This is a genomic window from Pseudomonas germanica (assembly GCF_019614655.1).
Lineage (GTDB): Bacteria > Pseudomonadota > Gammaproteobacteria > Pseudomonadales > Pseudomonadaceae > Aquipseudomonas > Aquipseudomonas neuropathica.
In genome coordinates this window covers 4810392-4830435 of the sequence record NZ_CP071586.1, presented here as the reverse complement: position 1 = coordinate 4830435, position 20044 = coordinate 4810392, and the positions used below count along the sequence as shown (strand labels likewise).

20 protein-coding genes are annotated in these 20044 nt (G+C 59.2%); 7 read left to right on the top strand and 13 right to left on the bottom strand.

Annotation, left to right across the window (positions count from 1 at the left end; all coding sequences use genetic code 11):
* Window positions 1–28: 28 nt before the first annotated feature.
* The gene (gene mobA / locus J0G10_RS21265) at window positions 29–631 is read right to left on the bottom strand and encodes a molybdenum cofactor guanylyltransferase MobA (RefSeq protein WP_220556646.1); all 603 of its coding nucleotides are present in this window, start codon (window positions 629–631) and stop codon (window positions 29–31) included.
* Window positions 632–712: 81 nt separating this feature from the next.
* Here mobA and moaB point away from each other — a divergent pair, with 81 nt between their 5' ends.
* Window positions 713–1252 carry a molybdenum cofactor biosynthesis protein B gene (gene moaB / locus J0G10_RS21260; protein WP_095048438.1) on the top strand — a complete coding sequence of 180 codons (540 nt, stop codon included), beginning with the start codon at window positions 713–715 and terminating at the stop codon, window positions 1250–1252.
* Window positions 1236–2462 (top strand): molybdopterin molybdotransferase MoeA, encoded by a 1227-nt coding sequence (locus J0G10_RS21255; protein WP_220556645.1) that lies wholly within the window; start codon window positions 1236–1238, stop codon window positions 2460–2462. The genes moaB and J0G10_RS21255 overlap by 17 nt, the downstream gene beginning before the upstream one ends.
* 61 nt (window positions 2463–2523) lie before the next feature.
* Here the strand turns inward: J0G10_RS21255 and J0G10_RS21250 are convergent, their stop codons facing one another.
* Window positions 2524–2832 carry a hypothetical protein gene (locus J0G10_RS21250; RefSeq protein WP_175559630.1) on the bottom strand — a complete coding sequence of 103 codons (309 nt, stop codon included), beginning with the start codon at window positions 2830–2832 and terminating at the stop codon, window positions 2524–2526.
* 312 nt (window positions 2833–3144) lie between these two features.
* Here J0G10_RS21250 and yegS point away from each other — a divergent pair, with 312 nt between their 5' ends.
* Window positions 3145–4062 (top strand): lipid kinase YegS, encoded by a 918-nt coding sequence (gene yegS / locus J0G10_RS21245; protein WP_220556644.1) that lies wholly within the window; start codon window positions 3145–3147, stop codon window positions 4060–4062.
* Here the strand turns inward: yegS and J0G10_RS21240 are convergent.
* The 3 genes from J0G10_RS21240 to J0G10_RS21230 form a co-directional block, all read right to left on the bottom strand.
* Window positions 4046–4705: a response regulator gene (locus J0G10_RS21240; RefSeq protein ID WP_093435094.1), complete on the bottom strand. Its 660-nt coding sequence runs from the start codon at window positions 4703–4705 to the stop codon at window positions 4046–4048. The two genes, yegS and J0G10_RS21240, sit on opposite strands and share 17 nt — an antisense overlap.
* On the bottom strand, window positions 4702–5595 hold the full coding sequence (locus tag J0G10_RS21235; protein WP_095048436.1) for a sensor histidine kinase: 894 nt from the start codon (window positions 5593–5595) through the stop codon (window positions 4702–4704). The genes J0G10_RS21240 and J0G10_RS21235 overlap by 4 nt, the downstream gene beginning before the upstream one ends.
* A gap of 486 nt (window positions 5596–6081) precedes the next feature.
* Window positions 6082–6549, bottom strand: a complete 468-nt coding sequence (locus J0G10_RS21230; protein WP_095048435.1) for a hypothetical protein — start codon at window positions 6547–6549, stop codon at window positions 6082–6084.
* Window positions 6550–7003: 454 nt separating this feature from the next.
* On the opposite strand from J0G10_RS21230, the gene J0G10_RS21225 reads away from it, so the two are divergent.
* Window positions 7004–7939, top strand: coding sequence for a chemotaxis protein CheV (locus tag J0G10_RS21225; RefSeq protein WP_064391361.1), 936 nt, complete (start codon window positions 7004–7006; stop codon window positions 7937–7939).
* A gap of 167 nt (window positions 7940–8106) precedes the next feature.
* Window positions 8107–8913, top strand: a complete 807-nt coding sequence (locus J0G10_RS21220) for an MOSC domain-containing protein (RefSeq protein WP_220556643.1) — start codon at window positions 8107–8109, stop codon at window positions 8911–8913.
* Between the two features lie 70 nt (window positions 8914–8983).
* On the opposite strand, the gene ppnP is transcribed toward J0G10_RS21220, so the two are convergent.
* From ppnP to J0G10_RS21180, 8 genes are all read right to left on the bottom strand, one after another.
* Entirely contained in the window at window positions 8984–9268 is a 285-nt protein-coding gene (ppnP, locus tag J0G10_RS21215) for a pyrimidine/purine nucleoside phosphorylase (protein WP_003226701.1), read from the bottom strand.
* A gap of 105 nt (window positions 9269–9373) precedes the next feature.
* On the bottom strand, window positions 9374–9916 hold the full coding sequence (locus tag J0G10_RS21210; RefSeq protein WP_220556642.1) for an exonuclease domain-containing protein: 543 nt from the start codon (window positions 9914–9916) through the stop codon (window positions 9374–9376).
* A 70-nt stretch (window positions 9917–9986) separates the two neighbouring features.
* Window positions 9987–11948, bottom strand: a complete 1962-nt coding sequence (locus tag J0G10_RS21205; RefSeq protein ID WP_220556641.1) for an acetyl/propionyl/methylcrotonyl-CoA carboxylase subunit alpha — start codon at window positions 11946–11948, stop codon at window positions 9987–9989.
* 111 nt (window positions 11949–12059) lie between these two features.
* Window positions 12060–12857: an enoyl-CoA hydratase/isomerase family protein gene (locus tag J0G10_RS21200; protein ID WP_220556640.1), complete on the bottom strand. Its 798-nt coding sequence runs from the start codon at window positions 12855–12857 to the stop codon at window positions 12060–12062.
* Complete coding sequence (gene atuD, locus J0G10_RS21195) at window positions 12854–14011, bottom strand: citronellyl-CoA dehydrogenase (protein WP_095048430.1); 1158 nt, start codon at window positions 14009–14011, stop codon at window positions 12854–12856. Before atuD ends, J0G10_RS21200 begins: the two co-directional genes overlap by 4 nt.
* 30 nt (window positions 14012–14041) lie before the next feature.
* Window positions 14042–15658 carry a geranyl-CoA carboxylase subunit beta gene (gene atuC, locus J0G10_RS21190; protein WP_095048429.1) on the bottom strand — a complete coding sequence of 539 codons (1617 nt, stop codon included), beginning with the start codon at window positions 15656–15658 and terminating at the stop codon, window positions 14042–14044.
* A gap of 3 nt (window positions 15659–15661) precedes the next feature.
* Window positions 15662–16531 carry an SDR family oxidoreductase gene (locus J0G10_RS21185; protein ID WP_220556639.1) on the bottom strand — a complete coding sequence of 290 codons (870 nt, stop codon included), beginning with the start codon at window positions 16529–16531 and terminating at the stop codon, window positions 15662–15664.
* A 12-nt stretch (window positions 16532–16543) separates the two neighbouring features.
* On the bottom strand, window positions 16544–18328 hold the full coding sequence (locus tag J0G10_RS21180) for an acyclic terpene utilization AtuA family protein (RefSeq protein ID WP_095048427.1): 1785 nt from the start codon (window positions 18326–18328) through the stop codon (window positions 16544–16546).
* Window positions 18329–18512: 184 nt separating this feature from the next.
* On the opposite strand from J0G10_RS21180, the gene J0G10_RS21175 reads away from it, so the two are divergent.
* Both J0G10_RS21175 and J0G10_RS21170 read left to right on the top strand, forming a co-directional pair.
* Window positions 18513–19136, top strand: a complete 624-nt coding sequence (locus tag J0G10_RS21175) for a TetR/AcrR family transcriptional regulator (RefSeq protein WP_095048426.1) — start codon at window positions 18513–18515, stop codon at window positions 19134–19136.
* 92 nt (window positions 19137–19228) lie between these two features.
* Window positions 19229–20026 carry a substrate-binding periplasmic protein gene (locus J0G10_RS21170; RefSeq protein ID WP_093435061.1) on the top strand — a complete coding sequence of 266 codons (798 nt, stop codon included), beginning with the start codon at window positions 19229–19231 and terminating at the stop codon, window positions 20024–20026.
* Window positions 20027–20044 lie beyond the last annotated feature (18 nt).

Sequence of the window (20044 nt, the reverse complement as noted above, 5' to 3'; positions counted from 1 at the left end):
ACAAGGCTTGAGAGTTCCTTGAATGGTGTCAGTCTGACACAGTGTTATGGGAATTTAACAGTTCGGGGGTGTTCAGGTTGGCCAGCCGCGGGTCGTTTTCAGGGCACTCCAGGGCAGTGGCGCCTAGATTGCGCATGACCCGGCCGGGGCTGCGTTCACCGGCATTCCAGGCATCTTCGAAGGCCGTTAGAAGGGCCACCGGAATCACACACAGCAAGGGTTCCCAATGCTCGTCATGGCGCAACATTAAAGGTTTTTCAGGATGCTGATTGGCAGTCTCGCGCATGCTTTGCAGCAGCGCGGCGTCAATTCGCGGAACGTCGCACGGCAAAACCAGCAGGTGGCTATGGCGCGCCGCTTTCAGACCGGCACGAATACCCGCCAATGGCCCCGGAAAATCGTCCTCGTCATCGACCACCAATTGATCGGCAAACGGTGCGTAACGCGCGCGGTTGCGGTTGCAGGAGATGATCAGGTCGTCAGTCAGCCCGCGTACCTTACGCTGCAAATGTGCAATCAACGGTTCGCCCAGCCACTCGACCAGACCTTTGTCCTGACCGCCCATGCGTTGGCCGCGCCCGCCTGCCAGGAGCAGAATGGAGCAGGGGGGCAATTGCGAATCGCGGGTCATGGCAGCTCTCCAGAGGGGCGGCGAAAAAATAGGGCGCTGTGATATAACACCGGGCTGTTTCTCCTACAACTGGACGAGCCTATGAAAGCCAAGGCTGATGTACCTTTCGTGCCGCTCAATATTGCGGTGCTGACAGTCAGTGACACCCGAACTCTGGAAACCGACACCTCAGGCCAGGTCTTCGTCGATCGCTTGACGGCGGCGGGCCACCGTTTGGCGGAGCGGGTTTTGCTCAAAGATGACCTCTACAAAATTCGCGCGCAAGTCGCCAGCTGGATTGCCGACGATGTCGTGCAGGTCGTGCTGATCACCGGCGGTACCGGATTTACCGGTCGTGACAGCACGCCGGAAGCGGTTGCCTGCCTGCTGGATAAACAGGTCGACGGGTTTGGGGAGTTGTTCCGGCAGATTTCGGTAGCCGATATCGGTACCTCGACAGTTCAGTCCCGGGCGCTGGCCGGTCTGGCCAACGGCACGCTGGTGTGCTGTTTGCCAGGTTCGACCAATGCCGTACGCACCGGTTGGGATGGCATCCTGGGCGAGCAGTTGGACGCGCGTCATCGTCCGTGCAACTTCGTGACTCATTTGAAGCAGGCAGCGCCTTGTGAATCCCGTGGGTAAGCCGGGCAAGACCGGAGCGCTGATGCCGGTCGAGCTGGCGCTGGAGCGCCTGCTCGACATGGCCGAGGCCTCGCTGATTGTCGAGCATGAGTATTTGCCGCTGGCTCAGGTTCAGGGGCGTGTGCTGAGCGAAGACCTGATTTCGACGCTGGATCTGCCACCCTGGCCAAACAGTGCCATGGACGGTTATGCGCTGAATCTGACCGACTGGACGGGCGAACCGATGCCGGTCAGTCAGAAGGTGTTTGCCGGGCAATCCCCCGAACCGCTGAAGCCGGGCACCTGTGCACGGATCTTCACCGGGGCGCCGGTGCCCGCGGGCGCTGATTGCGTGGAAATGCAGGAAAACGCTGAGGTTCAAACCGATGAAAGGGTGCGTTTCCTTGAACCGATGAAGGCCGGGCAGAACATTCGCCCGCAAGGTCAGGAAACCACAGTCGGTGAACTGATCCTGCCCGCCGGAACTCGGCTGGGTCCGATAGAGCAGGGATTAGCCGCATCGTTGGGCTGTGCCGGGTTGAAGGTCGTGCGCAAGGTTCGTGTCGCGGTGATTTCCACTGGCGATGAATTGGTTGAGCCGGGCCAGGCCCTGGGGCCGGGACAGATATACAACAGCAATCGAGTGTTGCTGTGCAGTTGGCTGCAACGCCTGGGCTGTGAGGTAGTTGATGCCGGTATTCTTCCGGACGATCTGGCCACAACCCGAGCGCGTCTGGGTGAGTTGCAGGATGTTGATCTGATTCTTTCCACCGGTGGCGTGTCGGTGGGTGAGGCGGATTTTTTGGGTGTCGCATTGCGTGAAGAGGGCGAGCTTGCCCTTTGGAAGCTGGCGATCAAACCCGGAAAACCGCTAACTTTTGGCCATTTCCGCAACGTGCCGGTCATTGGCTTGCCAGGCAACCCGGCGTCGACACTGGTGACCTTTGCGCTGCTCACTCGGCCTTATCTGTTACGCCGTCAGGGCGTTCGGGTCGTCGAGCCGCTGAAGTTCACCGTGCCAGCGGGGTTTGACTGGCCGGTGGCAGGCAATCGGCGTGAGTACCTGCGAGGCCGTCTTGAGCAAGGACGGGCGACTGTCTACCGCAACCAGAGCTCAGGTGTACTGCGTAGCGCCGCGTGGGCAGATGGATTGGTCGAAGTGCTGGAAGGTCGCACGCTGAGCGTCGGAGACGAAGTGGTCTTCATCCCGCTGAGTGACTTGCTCGACTGATCGCTATCTCGTAAATGCAGGCGTCGGCTGACTCAGGCGGCGCCTGCAATGACTGATTCAATTAATTGCTGATCAATGTCACAAGCTGATCGAATCGGCTATTGGCCACCCAGCCCAGCAAACCCAGCACTACCGCTGTTGCACCCGCCGAGTAGGCAAGCCGGTGTTTGATCGTTCGGACATCACCGCGAATTTCGTCCATGTCCCGTCGAAGGTATTTGAGATGGGTTTCCAGCTCGGTAACACGGGGTTCCATATCAACTTCTCCAGTGGTTCTGGCGCTGTTTTTGAAATCGGACTTGTGATTCGCGCGACTTTCGACAATGGGGCCAACCGGGCTCATGGGTATTCTCGCTTCATGACCAGGCATGGAAGCATCCACCGATTGTTTCAACTGTTTGCTTGCAACCTTTTCCAGCTCTCGAACCGGCAAGAGCCCATGGGGTGTATCCACTCATTACATGCACGTCCCTGTGTGTTGGATTGAAAATCGATACCGCCAACACACGGTGACTCAATGCTCGAACCGGGTCAATTAAGCCGATTCCGCATGTTTTGTAAGAAAAAGTACCGCTGTGTAGGACGTCCGGCGCCAGGAGGCTGAATTAATTACGGGTATGACGGCTTTTTTGCGTGCGCCAGTGGTCAAGATGTCTTAACCGATCAATTTGGGAGTGATGTTATGAGTGAACGCCGGGCGCTGTTGATTCTGCATGGCAAGCAGGCAATCAACGAGGCGGTACGCACCGCCGTCGAGGACAAGCGCAAGCAAGGCTGGGAGCTGGCCGTGCGTCTGACCTGGGAGGCAGGGGACGCACAGCGCTGGGTAGAACAAGCCTTGGCTGACGGCTACACGAAAATCATTGCCGGGGGCGGCGATGGCACCTTGCGCGATATCGCCGAAGCGCTCGCCGCGCATCCTGGCAAAGCCAGTCTCGTACTCCTGCCTTTGGGCACTGCCAACGATTTTTCCCGTGCCGCCGGCGTACCACTGGAGCCTGCCGAAGCCCTTGAGCTGCTCGATGTGCCACCGCGCGCCATCGATCTGGGTGAAGTGGGCGGGCAGATTTTTCTCAACATGGCCACCGGTGGTTTCGGCAGCCAGGTCACGGCCAATACCTCCGAGGACTTGAAAAAAGTACTTGGCGGTGCTGCCTATCTGTTCACTGGCTTGTCACGATTCAGCGAGCTGCATGCCGCTTACGGCGAACTTCAGGGGCCGGATTTTCACTGGCGTGGCGAGCTGTTGGCACTGGGTATCGGCAATGGCCGACAGGCCGGCGGTGGACACGTGTTGTGCCCGGAGGCGCTGGCCGATGATGGCTTGCTGGATATCAGTATTCTGCCGGCGCCACAGGAGTTGGTGGGCACCTTGAAGACGCTGCTCAGCGATGGCTTCGGGATCGACAACATGTTTGTTCGCACCCGTTTGCCATGGGTCGAAATCAAGGTGGCCGAGGGGCTGTGCATCAATCTTGATGGCGAACCGCTCGAAGGTGACAGCATGCGATTCGAGGCGCGTCCGGCGGCGTTGCGCGTGCATTTGCCGGAACATTCTCCCTTGTTGAGCAGCGCCGGGCTGGTCAGTCGTCCAGGCTGATGATCTGCTCACGCACGGCGAACAGCACCAGACCCGCCACGTCGTAGATTTGCAGTCGCTTCATGATCTGTGAACGGTGGGTCTCGACAGTCTTGATGCTCAGGCCCAGGCCATTGGCGATTTCCCGGGTGGATTTTCCGCGCACGATCAAGCGCAGGATTTCCAGTTGGCGCGCGGTCAGATTGTGCGAGTCGGCTGCCTCCGGCTGCTGCTTCTGATTACGGGTCAGGGCTTGATTGATCACGGTATGGGCGATGGCCGGGCTCAGGTAGCGCTCGTTGTTGCGCAAGGCTTCCAGTGCATGCTCAAGTTCTGTCGCTGTGGTGTCCTTGAGCAGGTAGCCGTGGGCGCCGGATTCCAGCGCCTGCATGATCAGCGCCGGATCGGTGTGCATCGACAGGATCAGCACCTTGCTCTGCGGGCGTACCCGCTTGAGCCGTTGCAGGGCTTCCAGGCCACCGGTTTCTTTCATGGAGATATCCAGCAACACGATATCCGGATTCAGTTGCTCGACCATTTCGAGCAGCTGCGAACCGTCATTGGCCTCGCCAATCACCGCGTAACCGGGAATATCCAGCACCAGAGCGCGCACGCCGGCCCTGATCAGCGAGTGGTCATCCACCAGAAGTAAGTTGCAAGTCAACGCATAACCTTATTCGTACTGGCCCGCTCGAGTGCGCGTGGCGCCCACGGGAAGAGTGCTTCGATTTGAGTGCCTTTGCCCGGTTCGCTGATGACGTTCAGGGTGCCACCCAGTTGCTCGATTCGTTCGGCCATCCCGGCCATGCCTCGTTGTCCTTCACGACCGGGGTTGGCCGCCGGGGCGAATCCCAGGCCGTCATCGCTGATCAGCAACGTCAGACCTTTGGGCAGACGTTGCACGCGTATCACCAGATTTTTTGCCTGGGCATGACGCAGGATATTGGTAACAGCCTCTTGGGTAATACGAAAGGCGGCGACTGCCATTTCTTCCGGAATGCCATTGAGCCGCTGCTGGCAATCGAGGCTCCAGTGCACGTTAGTGTTGGCCAATGTCTTGAGCAGGTGCGCACGCAGGCTGGCTTCAAGTCCCAGGCTGGTCAACTGGCGTGGGTTGAGAATGGCTGAAACGTCGCGCACCTTGTTGAGGGTTTCTTCCAGGGTGTCGCACAACGCGGTGCATTGTTCCTGCAAGTCGTCGGGCATGCGCCGCTTGAGCCATTCGCTTTGCAGTTTGGCGGCCGTTAGCAGTTGGCCGATATCGTCATGCAGTTCGCGGCTGAGGCGATGGCGCTCGTTTTCCTGGACTTCCAGCAAGCGGTCAGCGAGTTCCTGCGGCTGAAACTTGATTGATTTGCGTGACAGTCGATATTGCACCCAGACGCACGCAGTAGCAGCGATCTCGAGCAGCAGCAATCCCAGGCAAAGTGGTGTTGAAAGAGCGTAGGTCAGCAGACTGCCGAGCGTGGCCGCGACACACAGTATGAGTGTGAACCGGCGAGCATTTTCGCGGGAGGGTGGCCATGTAGTGATTGACTTGAGGCTGGCGTACATAACGGATGGAGCCAATGGATGTTCGCTGCGGGCAGACCGGCCGGAGGCTGACGGGTCTCTGTCTGAAAATGCTGTCAATTATATTATTGATTTCAACGCGGTTCAGTAAACGTATTGGCCGCCAACTATCAGTGGACAGCGATCTCTGAAGTCACTGTGCCACTAATTTGAAAGCAACTAATGGGCGGCATAATACCACTTAAGATACCGTTGGTCGCGTTTGCTATATATGTCCATTGAGTCAGGAAATACGTGATATTGGACGCAAGTTCCATAATGGAAAAGTCGATTTGTTGTGTTCGATAGATGTCAGTGTTGCCTGAAGTTGTGCTTGTTTGCACACAGGTAAACCCTGAGGCCGGCACAAAATATCGGCGTCGGCTTTCAGTGATTATTTAGTTCGACTTGTCGCTGGCAGGTATGAACTATTCAATTGCGACGTTCAACGCTTGTGTTCCAAGTGCTTGCGCGGGTACCGAGTGCGGGTCAGGCTTGTCCCGAGTAGGGCAGTTGGGGCAAACGTTTGCCCGTCCGGGGCGGCTGATGGCGGCTTTGGCTGACCTGGAAGGCGAATGCTTCGAGCAGCAAAGCCTGCTCACTTTCATCCAGACTCAGTTGCCCGGTCTGCTGATCGACCAGTTCAAGCTGCCAGGCCATCAATGTGAAGCAATCCTGCAAGGCCTGCAGGGCCTGTTCGTGAAGGTCGACGTGTTCCTGATTGAGGTTGAGCAGACTGTAAATGTGCAGGGAAAACTCGGAAATCGCCTCAAGCGCGAGGGCTTCAGCCCTGCGTGCGAGTTTCAGCAGAGTACTGAGCATGCACTCGATGGCGTCCTTGTCATTGCTGATCAATTGCAGGTGGCTGAGGCATTCTTCGGACTTGGCCAGGAGTTGCTCGGCCTCGACAAGGAATTCGGGGAAGCGTTGTACCCACTCTTTGCGGTCCATTGGCATGCTTATCTCCACAACGTCATGTCTGATGAGGGAATGCCGTGTGTGGCGACGATCGTGAATCGTCGGGAGATCGCGCCCAGACGTGCAAGTGCACAGACTGAGAGGTTCCAGAGGGCTTGTTTCCACTGAACTGCGATCGCACACAATAGCCTGACTCCGTTCATGCAATGAGAATGGCGTCACATTAATGGCTATTGGATATTGCGAATATCAGGTTGGGCCTGATTGTTACTAGGGGAATCCCTTAGGCGCGGGAACCTACCGTGCAAACCGAGGTCGCGCCGCAGAGAATGTAGCAGATGAAAATCACCGGGCCAGTAAACCATGATGTTAATGTGACATCAATGCCTGTTCATGGCATTTTTGATGGGGTCGGGTATGGCAATCAAGAACTGCGATTTGCCGCCGATAACCTCACATAGTGAATTCATCAGAACAAGCCCAGGAGTCATTGATGGCCGGCATTCTCGACACGGTAGACCAACGCACGCAACTGGTGGGTGAGAATCGCCTGGAAATTCTCATGTTTCGACTGGCCGGGCGTCAGTTGTTCGCGATCAACGTGTTCAAGGTTCAGGAAGTGCTGCAACTGCCGAAACTGACTTTGATGCCGCAGCGTCACCCGTTTGTATGCGGAGTGGTCAATCTGCGCGGTCAGACCTTGCCGGTGATCGATCTGTCGCAGGCGATCGGTATGCGTCCGTTGGTGCCGGGGCCCAACAGCACGATCATCGTCACCGAATACAACCGCTCGGTGCAGGCCTTCCTGGTGGGCGGTGTGGATCGCATCGTCAACATGAACTGGGAAGCCATTCTGCCGCCGCCGACCAGCGCCGGGCGTCAGCACTATCTGACCGCGATCAGCAAGGTCGACGATCAACTGGTGGAAATCATCGACGTCGAGAAAGTCCTCGCCGAAATCGTCCCGTACAACGCCAAGGTCTCGCGTGAAAAACTCGATGATCCGGTGCTCGAGCGCGCCCGTGGCCGTGAAGTGCTGTTGGTGGACGACTCCAACGTGGCACTTTCGCAATTGCGCGACACCCTCGGCCAGCTCGGGGTAAAAATGCACATTGCCAGCGATGGCCTGAAGGCGTTGAACATGCTCAAGGCCTGGGCGGATACCGGCGTGAACATGACCGACAAGCTGCTGATGATCTTCACCGATGCGGAAATGCCGGAAATGGACGGCTATCGCCTGACCACCGAAATTCGTAACGATCCGCGTCTGCGTGGCTTGTACGTGGTGCTGCATACCTCGCTGTCCGGTAGCTTCAACGACTCGATGGTGAAGAAGGTCGGCTGCGACAACTTCCTCTCCAAATTCCAGCCGGACAAACTGGTCGACGTCGTTCGCCAGCGTCTGATGCTCGACGAAGTTCCGGCCTGATCACACACCCATTGTAGGAGTGAGCCTGCTCGCGATCGCGGTGTGTCAGCCCCGAATCATTACCTGACACACCGCTATCGCGAGCAGGCTCACTCCTACAGTTATTGCTCTTTGATTCCTGATCAAGCTCGTATAGGGTGGCGTTTTTACCCTTCAGGGAGCTGGCCATGCTGCGTCTGAGCGCGCTTTATCGTTACCCGTTGAAATCCGGCAAAGTCGATGTGCTGCAAAGTGTTGATCTCGACAAGCTGGGGCTTGATGGCGATCGACGCTGGATGCTCGTGGACGAGGCCAGCGGCCGCTTTCTTACCCAGCGCGCTGAAGCGAAGATGAGTCAGTTGTCGGCGCTATGGAATGCGCAGGGCGGTCTGAGCCTTAGTGCGCCGCAACAGCCTCCCATCGAAATCGCCTTGCCGGGCAACGATGCCGAACTGCGCGGCGTGACGATCTGGCGTGACACCTTGCGCGTGCCGGATGCCGGTGATGAGGCGGCGCGCTGGGTCAGCGATTTCATCGGCAAGCCGACCCGGCTGGTGCAGGTGCCGCTGGATCGCGCCCGGACCACCCAGGCAGGCTTCGGCAAGGATGACGATCAGGTTGCGTTCGCTGACGGATTTCCACTGTTGTTGATCGGCGCGGCATCCCTGCAGGATCTTGCACAAAAGGTCGGACGACCGCTGGAAATGCTGCGTTTTCGGCCGAACCTGGTGATCGAAGGCAGTGAGGCTTATGCCGAAGACAGTTGGAAGCGCATTCGCATCGGTGACGTCGAGTTTCGCGTGGTCAAGCCGTGTTCGCGTTGCATCCTCACCACCATCGACCCGCAAACCGGTGAGCGCAGTGCCGATCGCGAGCCTCTGGCCACCTTGCAGAAGTACCGCGCCGAAGCCGATGGTGCGATGTTCGGCCAGAATCTGGTCAACGACAACAATGGCCGACTCGAAGTCGGCATGCCGGTGGAGATTCTCGAGTAATCCGTCTCTGAAACGAAAATGCCCGTGTCCTTGGACACGGGCATTTTTTATCGCAGTGAAAGCCGTGGGTTTAGCCGCGGTACTCGCACAGGTAAGCGGTGTCGACCGCAACTTTCAGCTGGAACTTGCTGTTGGCCGGGACGTTGAACTGGCTGCCGGCGGCGAAGGTTTCCCAGTCGCTGCTGTCGGGCAGTTTGACGGTCAGTGCGCCGGAAACCACATGCATGATTTCACGCTGAGCGGTGCCGAATTCGTATTCGCCCGGGGCCATGACGCCGATGGTCGCCGGACCTTCAGCGGTGCCAAAGGCGATCGACTTGACGGTGCCGTCGAAGTACTCGTTGACTTTAAACATGGGCGATTCCTCGAAAAGGGTTAGAAATTGGAGGCGGCCAGTATGCACAAGGCTTTTCGCGCCGTCACCTGCCCGGCGTCTGTCCGGTTAGTTCTCGAATTGACCCTAGAGTGGCAAGACCAGTGGCAACAACCGCGCGGTGTTGCGCGCATCTTCCAGCGCCCGGTGCTGCTGGCCGCTGAACTGCATGCCAGCCAATTGCAGCGCACCGTTGAGGCCTAATGGACGCTCCAGGCGGCGGGCCTTGGCGAAGCGTTGTTTGAGATTCATGTGCGGCACCTTGCTCAAGCCACTGTCGATTTGCAGACGCTGCCATTCCTGCAACAACTGCTTGCGGTCGTAATCGCCCCAACTGGCCCAGCCTTCAAGGCGTGTCTGATGTTGCGTGAGCCAGCGTTCGAACGCCGGCCAGACTTCAGTCAACGGCTGTGCCGAGTCGATATTGGCTTGGGTGATGTGTGTCAGTTCACGACAGAAAGGCGTGAGCAACGGCCGTCGCGTCGGTTTGACGAAACGCTGGAAGTGATCCTGCTCGCGCCCGGCGCGATCGACCAGGGTGGCGCCGATCTCGATAATTTCCATTTCGGTGACTGGCCAGCCACCCTCATCGGTGGTGGCTTCCAGATCTATGACCAGCCAGTGAGGCATCGCAGGGTTCCTGATTTCCGCGTTCTGATAACTCAGAGCGTAGTCAAAACCCGCACGGGCGTGTGGGCGACTACTCGACCTGTAACAGAACCTGACGATTTTTTACCTGATCGCCGACCTTGACCTGCACCCGCTTGATAACGCCGTCGATGCCGGCCTTGAGCGGGTGCTCCATTTTCATTGCCTCCAGCACCACCAGCAACTGACCTTTACTGACCGGACTGCCTTCGCTGACGAGAACGTCGACGATGGCGCCGTCCATCGGCGCTTTCAGAGTGCCGGAGCTGACGCTGGTCTGACTGTCGATCACCGCGTGAGTTCGATACTCCAGGTGCAGACTGCCGGGATGGCTGAACAGCCAAAGGTGCCCGCTATCCAGTCGATACGCGTGACGCTGGCGCAAACCGTCGAGTTCCAGTGTCAGCGATTGCGTGTCCTGGTCGATGAGTTTTAACTCGAGCGTGCGCTCGGCAACCTGCACGGTGAAGGCGCCTTGCGCGTGAGCGAGCAGTTGCGCTGTCCAGTTCTGATCATCAAGCCCGAGTCGATAATGCAGCGGCACACTGGCATTGTTGCGCCAGCCGGTGAGCGGCGCGCGGTGGGCGAGGGCGCTTGATTGATAGAAAAGCATCGCTGCAATCGCCAGTTCCTCGGCATTCGCAATGTAACGGTGCAAGCAAGGGTGTTCGCTAAAGTACCGGGCAATGAACGCAGTACTGAATTCGCCACTGATGAACTGCGGATGTTGCAACAGGCTGGCCAGCAAGCGTTGATTGCTTTGCACGCCCAATAACACCGTGTCCTGTACCGCGCGCAAGAGTTTGCGCCGGGCTTCTTCGCGGGTGGCGCCAAAGGCGATCACTTTGCCCAGCATCGGGTCGTAGAACGGGCTGATCGATTGCCCTTCCAGCAAGCCATGATCGATTCGCGCACCGTGCTGCAGCGCCGGCTCCCAGGCTTCTACTCGACCGGTTTGCGGGAGGAAGTCTTGCGCGGGATCTTCGGCGTAAAGCCGCACTTCCATGGCATGTCCGTTGAGCTGCACCTGGTCCTGGGTCAGCGGCAACGGCTGCCCCTCGGCGACCAGCAATTGCCACGCGACCAGATCCAGCCCGGTGATCAATTCAGTCACCGGATGCTCGACTTGCAGGCGCGTGTTCATCTCCAGAAAGTAGAACTGCCCGCGCGCATCGAGCAAAAACTCCACGGTGCCGGCGCCGACATAGTTCACTGCGCGGCCAGCCTTCAATGCTGCCTCACCCATGGCCTGGCGCAGTTCGGCGGTCATCACCGGGCAGGGCGCTTCCTCGATGACTTTCTGATGGCGACGCTGGATCGAGCAATCGCGTTCGCCGAGGTAGATCAGGTTGCCGTGCTGATCGCCGAACAACTGCACTTCGACATGCCGCGGTTCGATCAATGCCTGTTCGAGGATCAATTCGTCGCTGCCGAAACCGTTCAGTGCTTCGGAGCGCGCGGTGCGTAATTGCGCCGGCAAATCAGCGCCGCTGTGCAGCAGGCGCATACCGCGCCCGCCACCGCCGGCACTGGCCTTGATCATCAGCGGATAGCCAATGCGCTCCGCTTCACGCAGCAGGGTCGCATCGTCCTGTTCGGAACCTTGATAACCGGCGATGCACGGCACACCCGCTTCGAGCATGGCGATTTTTGACTGGCGTTTGCTGCCCATCAATTCGATGGCTTCGACGCTGGGGCCGATGAAGATCAGCCCGGCCTGTTCGCAGGCGCGGGCGAACTCGGCGTTTTCCGAAAGAAAGCCGTAGCCGGGATGGATCGCGTCAGCGCCGCTGCGGCGAGCGGCGTCGAGGATCGCAGGGATGTTGAGGTATGACTGTTGAACGGGGGACGGACCAATGCGAACGGCTTGGTCAGCCATCTGAACGTGCAGGGCCTTGGCGTCGGCATCGCTGAAGACGGCGACGGTGCGATAGCCCAAGGCTTGGGCGGTGCGCTGGATGCGGCAGGCGATTTCACCGCGGTTGGCGATCAGGATTTTGTGGATGGCGGGCATGGTGATCTTCCTGAGTATTTGGCGGTGAATGTGATGGCCTCATCGCGAGCAGGCTCACTCCTACATTTGGAATGGATTTCCCCTGTAGGAGTGAGCCTGCTCGCGATGCTTTTAAGTGGCCCACCGAGGTTTACGCTTTTGCACAAATGCCATGGTGCCCTCGATCCCTTCGTCGCCTGTCACCGCTTCGCTAAACCACTGCGCCGCCTCATCGAGCAATTCACTTGAAGGCTGCCCGGCACTCGCCAACAACAATTTCTTGGTCATGGCATTCGCCTCCGGCGCGCAACACAGCACATGTTGCAACACCTCATCCTGCCGCTCAGCCAGCGCTTGTGCATCCTGCTCGACGAAATGCACCAGCCCCAGACGGCGTGCCTGGTGCCCATCGAAACGTGCGGAGGTCAGTGCCAGTCGACGGGTTTCGGTGAGGCCGATGCGCTGCACCACAAACGGCGCAATCTGCGCCGGCAGTAAACCGAGACTGGTTTCCGGCAAACCGAATTGCGCTTGATGATCGGCAATCGCGATGTCGCTGATACAGGCCAGACCGAAACCACCGCCGAGCACCGCGCCTTGCAGCACAGCGATTAGCACTTGCGGTGCGTGCTGTGCTTCTTCCAGCAGGGCGCCGAACGCGCGATTCAGATCGCGGTAAGCCTCGGTGCCCTGAGCGCGGGCGTTGGCCATGTCCTTGATATCGCCGCCGGCACAAAAATGCCCGCCGGCACCGCTGAGCACCAACGCCCGAACAGCGCGGTCATCACGCACAGCCGCCAGCACCGTGCGCAGTTCGCTGACCATCTGCAGGCTCATCGCATTACGACTGTCCGGCCGATTGAGGGTGACGTGCAGCACGCCGCCATGCAGTTCCAGCAACAGCGTCTGGCATTGCGGCAGGCTGCTCATTTCTTTTTCCCCGGGAGGATGCCCATCAGTTTGCAGATAATCCCCAGCATGATCTCGTCGGCGCCGCCGCCAATCGATACCAGCCGGACATCGCGGTAGGCGCGGGCCACCGGGTTGTCCCACATGAAACCCATGCCGCCCCAATATTGCAGGCAGCTGTCGCTGACTTCGCGGCCGAGGCGTCCGGCCTTGAGCTTGGCCATTGACGCCAGCCGCGTGACGTCCTGGCCTTTTACATACTGTTCGGTGGCCTGATAGACCAGCGCGCGCAGGCATTCGATTTCGGTCTGCAATTCGGCGAGGCGGAAGTGAATGACCTGATTGTCGATCAGCGGATTGCCGAAGGTCTTGCGCTCCTTGCAGTACTCGATGGTGCTGTCGACGCAATATTCCAGGCCCTTGATCATGTTCGCCGCGCCGAACAGACGTTCCTCCTGAAACTGCAGCATCTGCATCATGAATCCGGCGCCTTCATGGCCGATGCGATTGCGCTGCGGCACGCGCACGTTGTCGAAAAACACCTGGGCGGTTTCCGAGCTGCGCATGCCGAGCTTGTCCAGGTGCGAGCTGAGGCTGATCCCAGGCGTGTTCATCGGCACCATGATCAGCGATTTGTTGATGTGTGGTTTGTCGTCCGAGGTGTTGGCCAGCAGGCAGATGAAATCGGCGCTCGGCGAGTTGGTGATCCACATCTTGCTGCCGTTGATCACATAGTCGTCGCCGTCCTTGCGCGCGGTGGTTTTCAGCCCGGCGACATCAGAGCCGGCACCTACTTCGGAAACACCGATACAGCCGACCTGTTCGCCAGTGATTGCCGGGCGCAGGAATTCTTCGCGCAGTTCATCGGAGCCGAAGCGGGCGAGGGCAGGCGTACACATGTCGGTCTGCACGCCGATCGACATCGGAATGCCGCCGCAATGGATGGTGCCGAACTCTTCGGCGGCGACAATCGAATAGCTGTAGTCGAGGCCCATGCCGCCGAATTTTTCCGGTTTGGAAATACCCAGCAAACCGAGGTCGCCGGCCTTGCGGAAAATCTCGTGGATCGGGAAGCGTCCGGCCTTTTCCCATTCATCGACGTGCGGATTGATCTCGTGCTCGACGAACTGGCGGACGGTGCGGCGCAGGGCTTCGTGTTCCGGGGTGAAGATCATTGTTATTGTTCTCCGTAGGGTCCGTGGCGGTCAGAACCGGCTGACGCCGAAGCTATTGGGTTGCAGCTTGCGAATGTCGGCCTCGTGGCAGATGTCCAGCAAGTAGCCAAGCAGGGTGCGCGTGTCGCGGGGGTCGATCAGCCCGTCATCCCACAGATTGGCGCTGCCGTAGAGCGCGGTGGATTGGCTGTCGAGTTTCTGCGCGGTGACCTGTTCGAGCATGTCGAGCATTTTCGGGTCTGGCGTCAGGCCGTCCTTCAACTGCTTGGCTTCGGTAACGATGCGCAAGACTTTGCCGGCCTGCGCACCGCCCATCACCGCCGTGCGGCTGTTCGGCCAGGCGAAGATGAAGCGTGGATCGAGTCCGCGTCCGCACATCGCATAGTTGCCGGCACCGTAGGAACCGCCGACGACCATCGTCAGTTTAGGCACACGTGCATTGGCTACCGCTTGAATCAGTTTCGAGCCGTGTTTGATCACGCCTTGCTGCTCGGATTCGGTGCCGACCATGAAACCGGTGGTGTTGTGAAAGAACAGCAGCGGCGTCTGGCTCTGATCGCACAACTGAATGAACTGCGCCGCTTTGCTCGCGCCGTTGGGTGTGATCGGGCCGTTGTTGCCGATGAACCCGCAGGCGCGGCCCTGAATCTTTAGCTGGCCGCAAACTGTTTGCTGATCGAACTCGCCCTTGAATTCGACGAAGCAGGATTCGTCGGCAATGCGCGCGATGATTTCGCGTACGTCGTAAGGTTTTTTCGGATCGTCGGGGATCAGCCCGAGCAATTCATCGATGGGGTAGAGCGGCTCTTTGTATTGTGGCTCCGGCAGCCACGGCAGTTGCTCGTTCCACGGCAGCATACGGAGAATTTCGCGCACCTGACGCACGCCATCGGCATCGTTTTCCGCCAGGTACTCGGCCGTTCCAGCGACCTGCGCGTGCATCTCGGCACCACCGAGTTCTTCATCGGTGGCGACTTCGCCGGTGGCCGCTTTCAGCAGTGGCGGACCGGCGAGAAACAGCTTGGCCTTGCCGCGCACGACCACCACGTAATCCGACAACCCCGGCTGATAAGCGCCACCGGCTGTGGCCGAACCATGCACCACGGTAATCTGCGGCAAACCCATTGCCGACATCCGCGCCTGATTGGCAAAACTGCGCGCGCCTTCGACAAAAATCTCGGCGGCGTAATTGAGGTTGGCGCCGCCACTTTCGGCGAGGGTGATCACCGGGAGTTTGTTTTCCTGGGCGATCTGTTGCAGGCGCAGGGATTTTTTCAGGCCAGTGGGCGAGATCGTCCCGCCCTTGATTGCGCTGTTGTTCGCCACCACCATCGCGCGAATGCCGCAGACGTAACCGATACCGGCGATCAGTCCGCCACCGGCGGAACTGCCGTCCTTGTCGTCGTGCAACTTGTAGCCGGCGAGGCTGGCCAGTTCGAGAAACGGCGCGCCGGGATCGAGCAACAGATTCAAGCGCTCACGGGGCAGCAGTTGCCCGCGCTTGTCGAACCTGGCTTTGGCTTCGGTGGCCTTGTTCAGCAGACTCTGTTCGAGTTGCTGCACATGTTCGATCGCCGCGAGCATGGCCGAGCGGTTGCGGGCAAACGCTTCGCTGTGCGGGTCGAGTCGGGACTGGATCTGCGGCATGGCTTACTCCTTGTCCTTCAGCACATCGGGTAAATACGCGCGGTGGAAACCGTTGAACGACTCGCTGTGGGTCGCCTTGTGCAACGGCCATGCACGGCTGCCGAGGCTGGCCGCGCCGTCGATTTTCAAGGTGCTGCCACTGATAAATGCGGCGGCCGGGCTAAGCAAAAAAACAATCGCCGCACTGACTTCCGACTCGGTGCCGATACGCTTGAGCGGCACGTGTTCGCGCAGGGTCGGAATCACCGCTTTGAACGCGCCTTCGTAAGTGTCCATGCCGCTGGAGGCAATCCAGCCCGGCGCCACCGCGTTGACCCGCACGCCGGCATAACCCCATTCGAACGCGGCAGTTTTGGTGAAGTTGTCCATGCCCGACCGCGCCGCGCCAGAGTGACCCATGCCGGGCATGCCGCCCCACATGTCGGCGAGCATGTTGACGATGTTGCCGCCGTGTTTGCTCATCGACTGGTTGAACACTTCCCGCGCCATCAGAAAACCGCCGACCAGATTGGTGCGCAGCACGGTTTCGAAACCTTTCTGATTGATCGAGGCCAAGGGCGACGGGTACTGGCCGCCGGCATTGTTGACCAGACCGTGGATCGGTCCGTGTTCAGCAATCAATTCGCTGACCAGTTGTTTTACCGCTTCTTCATCGCGGATATCGCAGGCCTTCCAGTGCGCGCGGCCGCCGTCCTCGGCGATTTCGTCGGTGACCTTTTGCAGTTTCTCCGGCTTGCGCCCGACCAGCAGTACATTGGCGCCGAGGGCCGCCACTTCATGGGCGGTGCAGCGACCGATGCCACTGCCGCCACCGGTGACGATGATGGTCTGGCCGCTGAACAGACCGGCGTTGAAAATCGACGCGTAAGCCATGCAAACAATCCTCTAGTCGAGCTGTTCGGCGATGCTCTGCGGCACCGGGATCTGGATTTCCAACAGTTGCTGGGCGAAGGCTTTGCCTTGCGGATCGATGCGCAGACTGGCCACGCCGCCACCGCCGAGGGCGTTTTCCAATAGAAAATTCAGGCTGTGGGTGCCGGGCAGATACCAGCGTTCGACCCGGCCGTGGATCGGGTCGAGTACGTGGCTCATCCAGTCGACAACCACGGCCGGGGTCAGCGCTTCGGCGATCCACGGCAGGTATTCGGGTTTGCGCGGCATCACGCCAATGTTGCTGTGATTGCCCTTGTCACCGGAGCGCGCGACGGCCAGTTTCACCAGCGCCACACTGGCATCGGCGCGGCCCTGTGGTTTGGGCGGCTGATGGGGCAGGGGCAAATCCGCGCTGTCGAGTGCGCTGAGCGAAGGCAGGGCGCATGGATAACGTTGACCGGCCATGTCGATCTGTACTGTGCAGGCGCTTTTATCGATCAGGAATGAAAACAGACGAATCAGCGGATACACCGTTGGCCGCCCGCCGACGATGCCGGTCAGCCCCGGCGCCATGCCGGTGGCGGCCTGGGCAATCTCCCGGGAAAACAGTACCAGCGCCTGTTTGTCTGGATGACGTACGGCGAGCTTGATAACCACTTCGCGGCTGTCGCGGCGTTGGCCATGAGGGCCGTAGGTGGCTTCGCTGCCGAGCAGTTCGATGTTGATTTCGCTGTAGGGCGCCCAGCCGCGCTGGCTGAACATTTGCGAAGTCTTGTCGATAATCGCCTGACTGACCCGCTGCGCTTTTTCCACTGCATCGATACCGGCGATCAGGCAACTGGCGGTGCAACGAAACCCTTCCGGGTAGGTGGCGCTGACCTTGTATTTATCGCTTGGTGGCAGGCCTTTGGCGCCGTGGACGTGCACGGCATTCTTGCCTTGTTGCTGAAGTCTGACCCCAGTGAAATCGCAGACTACATCGGGCAACAGATACGCCTGCGGATCGCCGATTTCATACAGCATCTGTTCGCCGACAGTCAGCGGGGTGACCAGTCCGCCTGAGCCTTGCGGTTTGCTGACGATGAACTGGCCGTCGGCGCTGACTTCCACGATCGGAAAGCCGATGTGCTCGTAATCCGGCACTTCGCGCCAATCGGTGAAATTGCCGCCGGTGCATTGCGCGCCGCATTCGATGATGTGCCCGGCGAGCGCAGCCTGGGCGAGTTTGTCGTAGTCGTGCCATGACCAGCCGAATTCATGCACCAGCGCCGCACTGACCACCGCGCTGTCGACCACGCGCCCAGTGATGACAATGTCGGCGCCCAGGCGCAGCGCTTCGACAATGCCCGGCGCGCCAAGGTAGGCGTTGGTCGACACGCACATTGGCGGCAGCGGGGCGCCGCTGAACATTTCGGTGATGCCGCTGAGCTGTTTGAGCTGTGGTTGCAGATCATCGCCCAGTAATACGGCGATTTTCAGTGCGACGCCGGCCTTGTCGCAGGCCGCTTGCAGGGCGGCGGCGCAGGCTTGCGGATTGATCCCGCCGGCATTGCTGATCACGCGGATGTTCTGCTCGGCCAGTTGTGGCAGCAGAGGTGTCAGCGCGTCGATGAAGTCGCCGGCAAACCCCGCCTGTGGGTCCTTCATGCGTGCCCCGGCCATGATCGACATCGTGATCTCGGCCAGGTAATCGAACACCAGATAATCCAGCTTGCCGCCGTCCACTAACTGCGCGGCGGCGGTCGAGGTGTCTCCCCAGAATGCACTGGCGCATCCGATGCGAACGGTGGTGGGCATTTTTATCTCCGACTCAGCAACCTGCGACAGAAGTGTCTGGAGGCTACCAAGCAAGCGCTTGGTTTGTAAACAGTTGAAACTATCTTCTGCCCAAGCGCTTGCTTGGTTGCCGCTGGCGGCTTAAATTGCGCGCAACCCTGCGGTTTCAGGGGGCAACAGACTGATCGACTGTAGGAGAGAACGGGTGGACGAGCAAAAAGCCCTGAGGGTCATGCGCGATTTGGTCGACGAAGGCCAGTTGACCGACCCTGACAGCGCCCGCGGCAAATTGCTGCAAGTGGCCGCTCACCTGTTCCGCAACAAAGGCTACGAACGTACCACGGTGCGCGATCTGGCCGGCGCCGTCGGCATCCAGTCGGGAAGCATTTTTCATCACTTCAAAAGCAAGGATGAAATCCTCCGGGCGGTGATGGAGGAAACCATCCGCTACAACACCGCGTTAATGCGGGCAGCTCTGGCCGATGCGGCCAATGTGCGCGAACGCGTGCTGGCGCTGATTCGCTGCGAACTGCAGTCAATCATGGGCGGCAGCGGTGAAGCCATGGCGGTGCTGGTTTATGAGTGGCGTTCGCTGTCCGAAGAAGGTCAGACCCAAGTGCTGGCACTGCGCGATGTCTACGAGGACATCTGGCTGCAAGTGCTGGGTGAGGCCAAGGACGCAGGATTTATCCGTGGCGATGTATTTATTACCCGACGTTTCCTCACTGGCGCACTGTCCTGGACGACCACCTGGTTCCGTGCCGGCGGCAGTTTGAGCCTCGATCAGTTGGCCGACGAGGCGTTGATTCTGGTCCTCGAAGAGCGTTGAAGCACTTTCTATCGGGCCGGGAAACTGGCTAACTGGGCGAAACCGCCTAGCTTGAATGCATTGATCGGTATTTTTTCGGGGAGTGGGGTGTTTTGAAGTCTTTGCCAATTCGGACGGCCGCGGGCTTGATGCTCGCAGCGCTGGCTGCATTTTGGGTATTGCCCGCTCAGGCAGCGCAATTGGTCCGGGTCGGCGCGGCGCATTTTCCGCCTTACACCGTTCGCCCGGAAAACGGTGCCGACACAGGCCTTCTGCCGCAATTGGTCGAGGCCCTCAATCGCCTGCAAAGCGACTATCAGTTCGTCCTCGTGCCCACCTCGATTCCCCGGCGTTTCGGTGACTTCAAGCAGGGCCGGATCGACATGGCAATTTTCGAGAATCCCGATTGGGGCTGGAAGGAAATTCCCCACACAGATGTCGACATGGGTCTTGAGGATGCGGAAATTTTCGTCGCACAACGCGAAGATGGCCGGCAGCAGAATTATTTCGCCGACCTCACTGGCAAGCGCCTGGCTCTGTTCAGCGGTTATCACTACGAGTTCGCCAACTTCAACGCTGACCCGAAATACCTCGCACAGAATTACAACGCCACGCTGACCTATTCCCACGACAGCAACCTGCTGATGGTGCTGCGCGGGCGCGCCGATGTTGCCTTGGTGACCCGTTCCTATCTGTTCGATTACCTGCTGCGTAACGAGAAGGTGCGCGACGAGTTGCTGGTGTCGCAGCGCATCGATCAGGTCTATCACCATTACGCGATTCTTCGTCCGACCGCGCCGATCACCGGCGCGGCGTTTGGCAAGTTGTTGCAGGGTTTGCGCGACAACGGTGAAATGCTGAAGATTTTCGATCCGTACAAGATTGCCGTAGTGCCGGTGCCTCACCACTGAGGCAGCGATTTCTGGGCA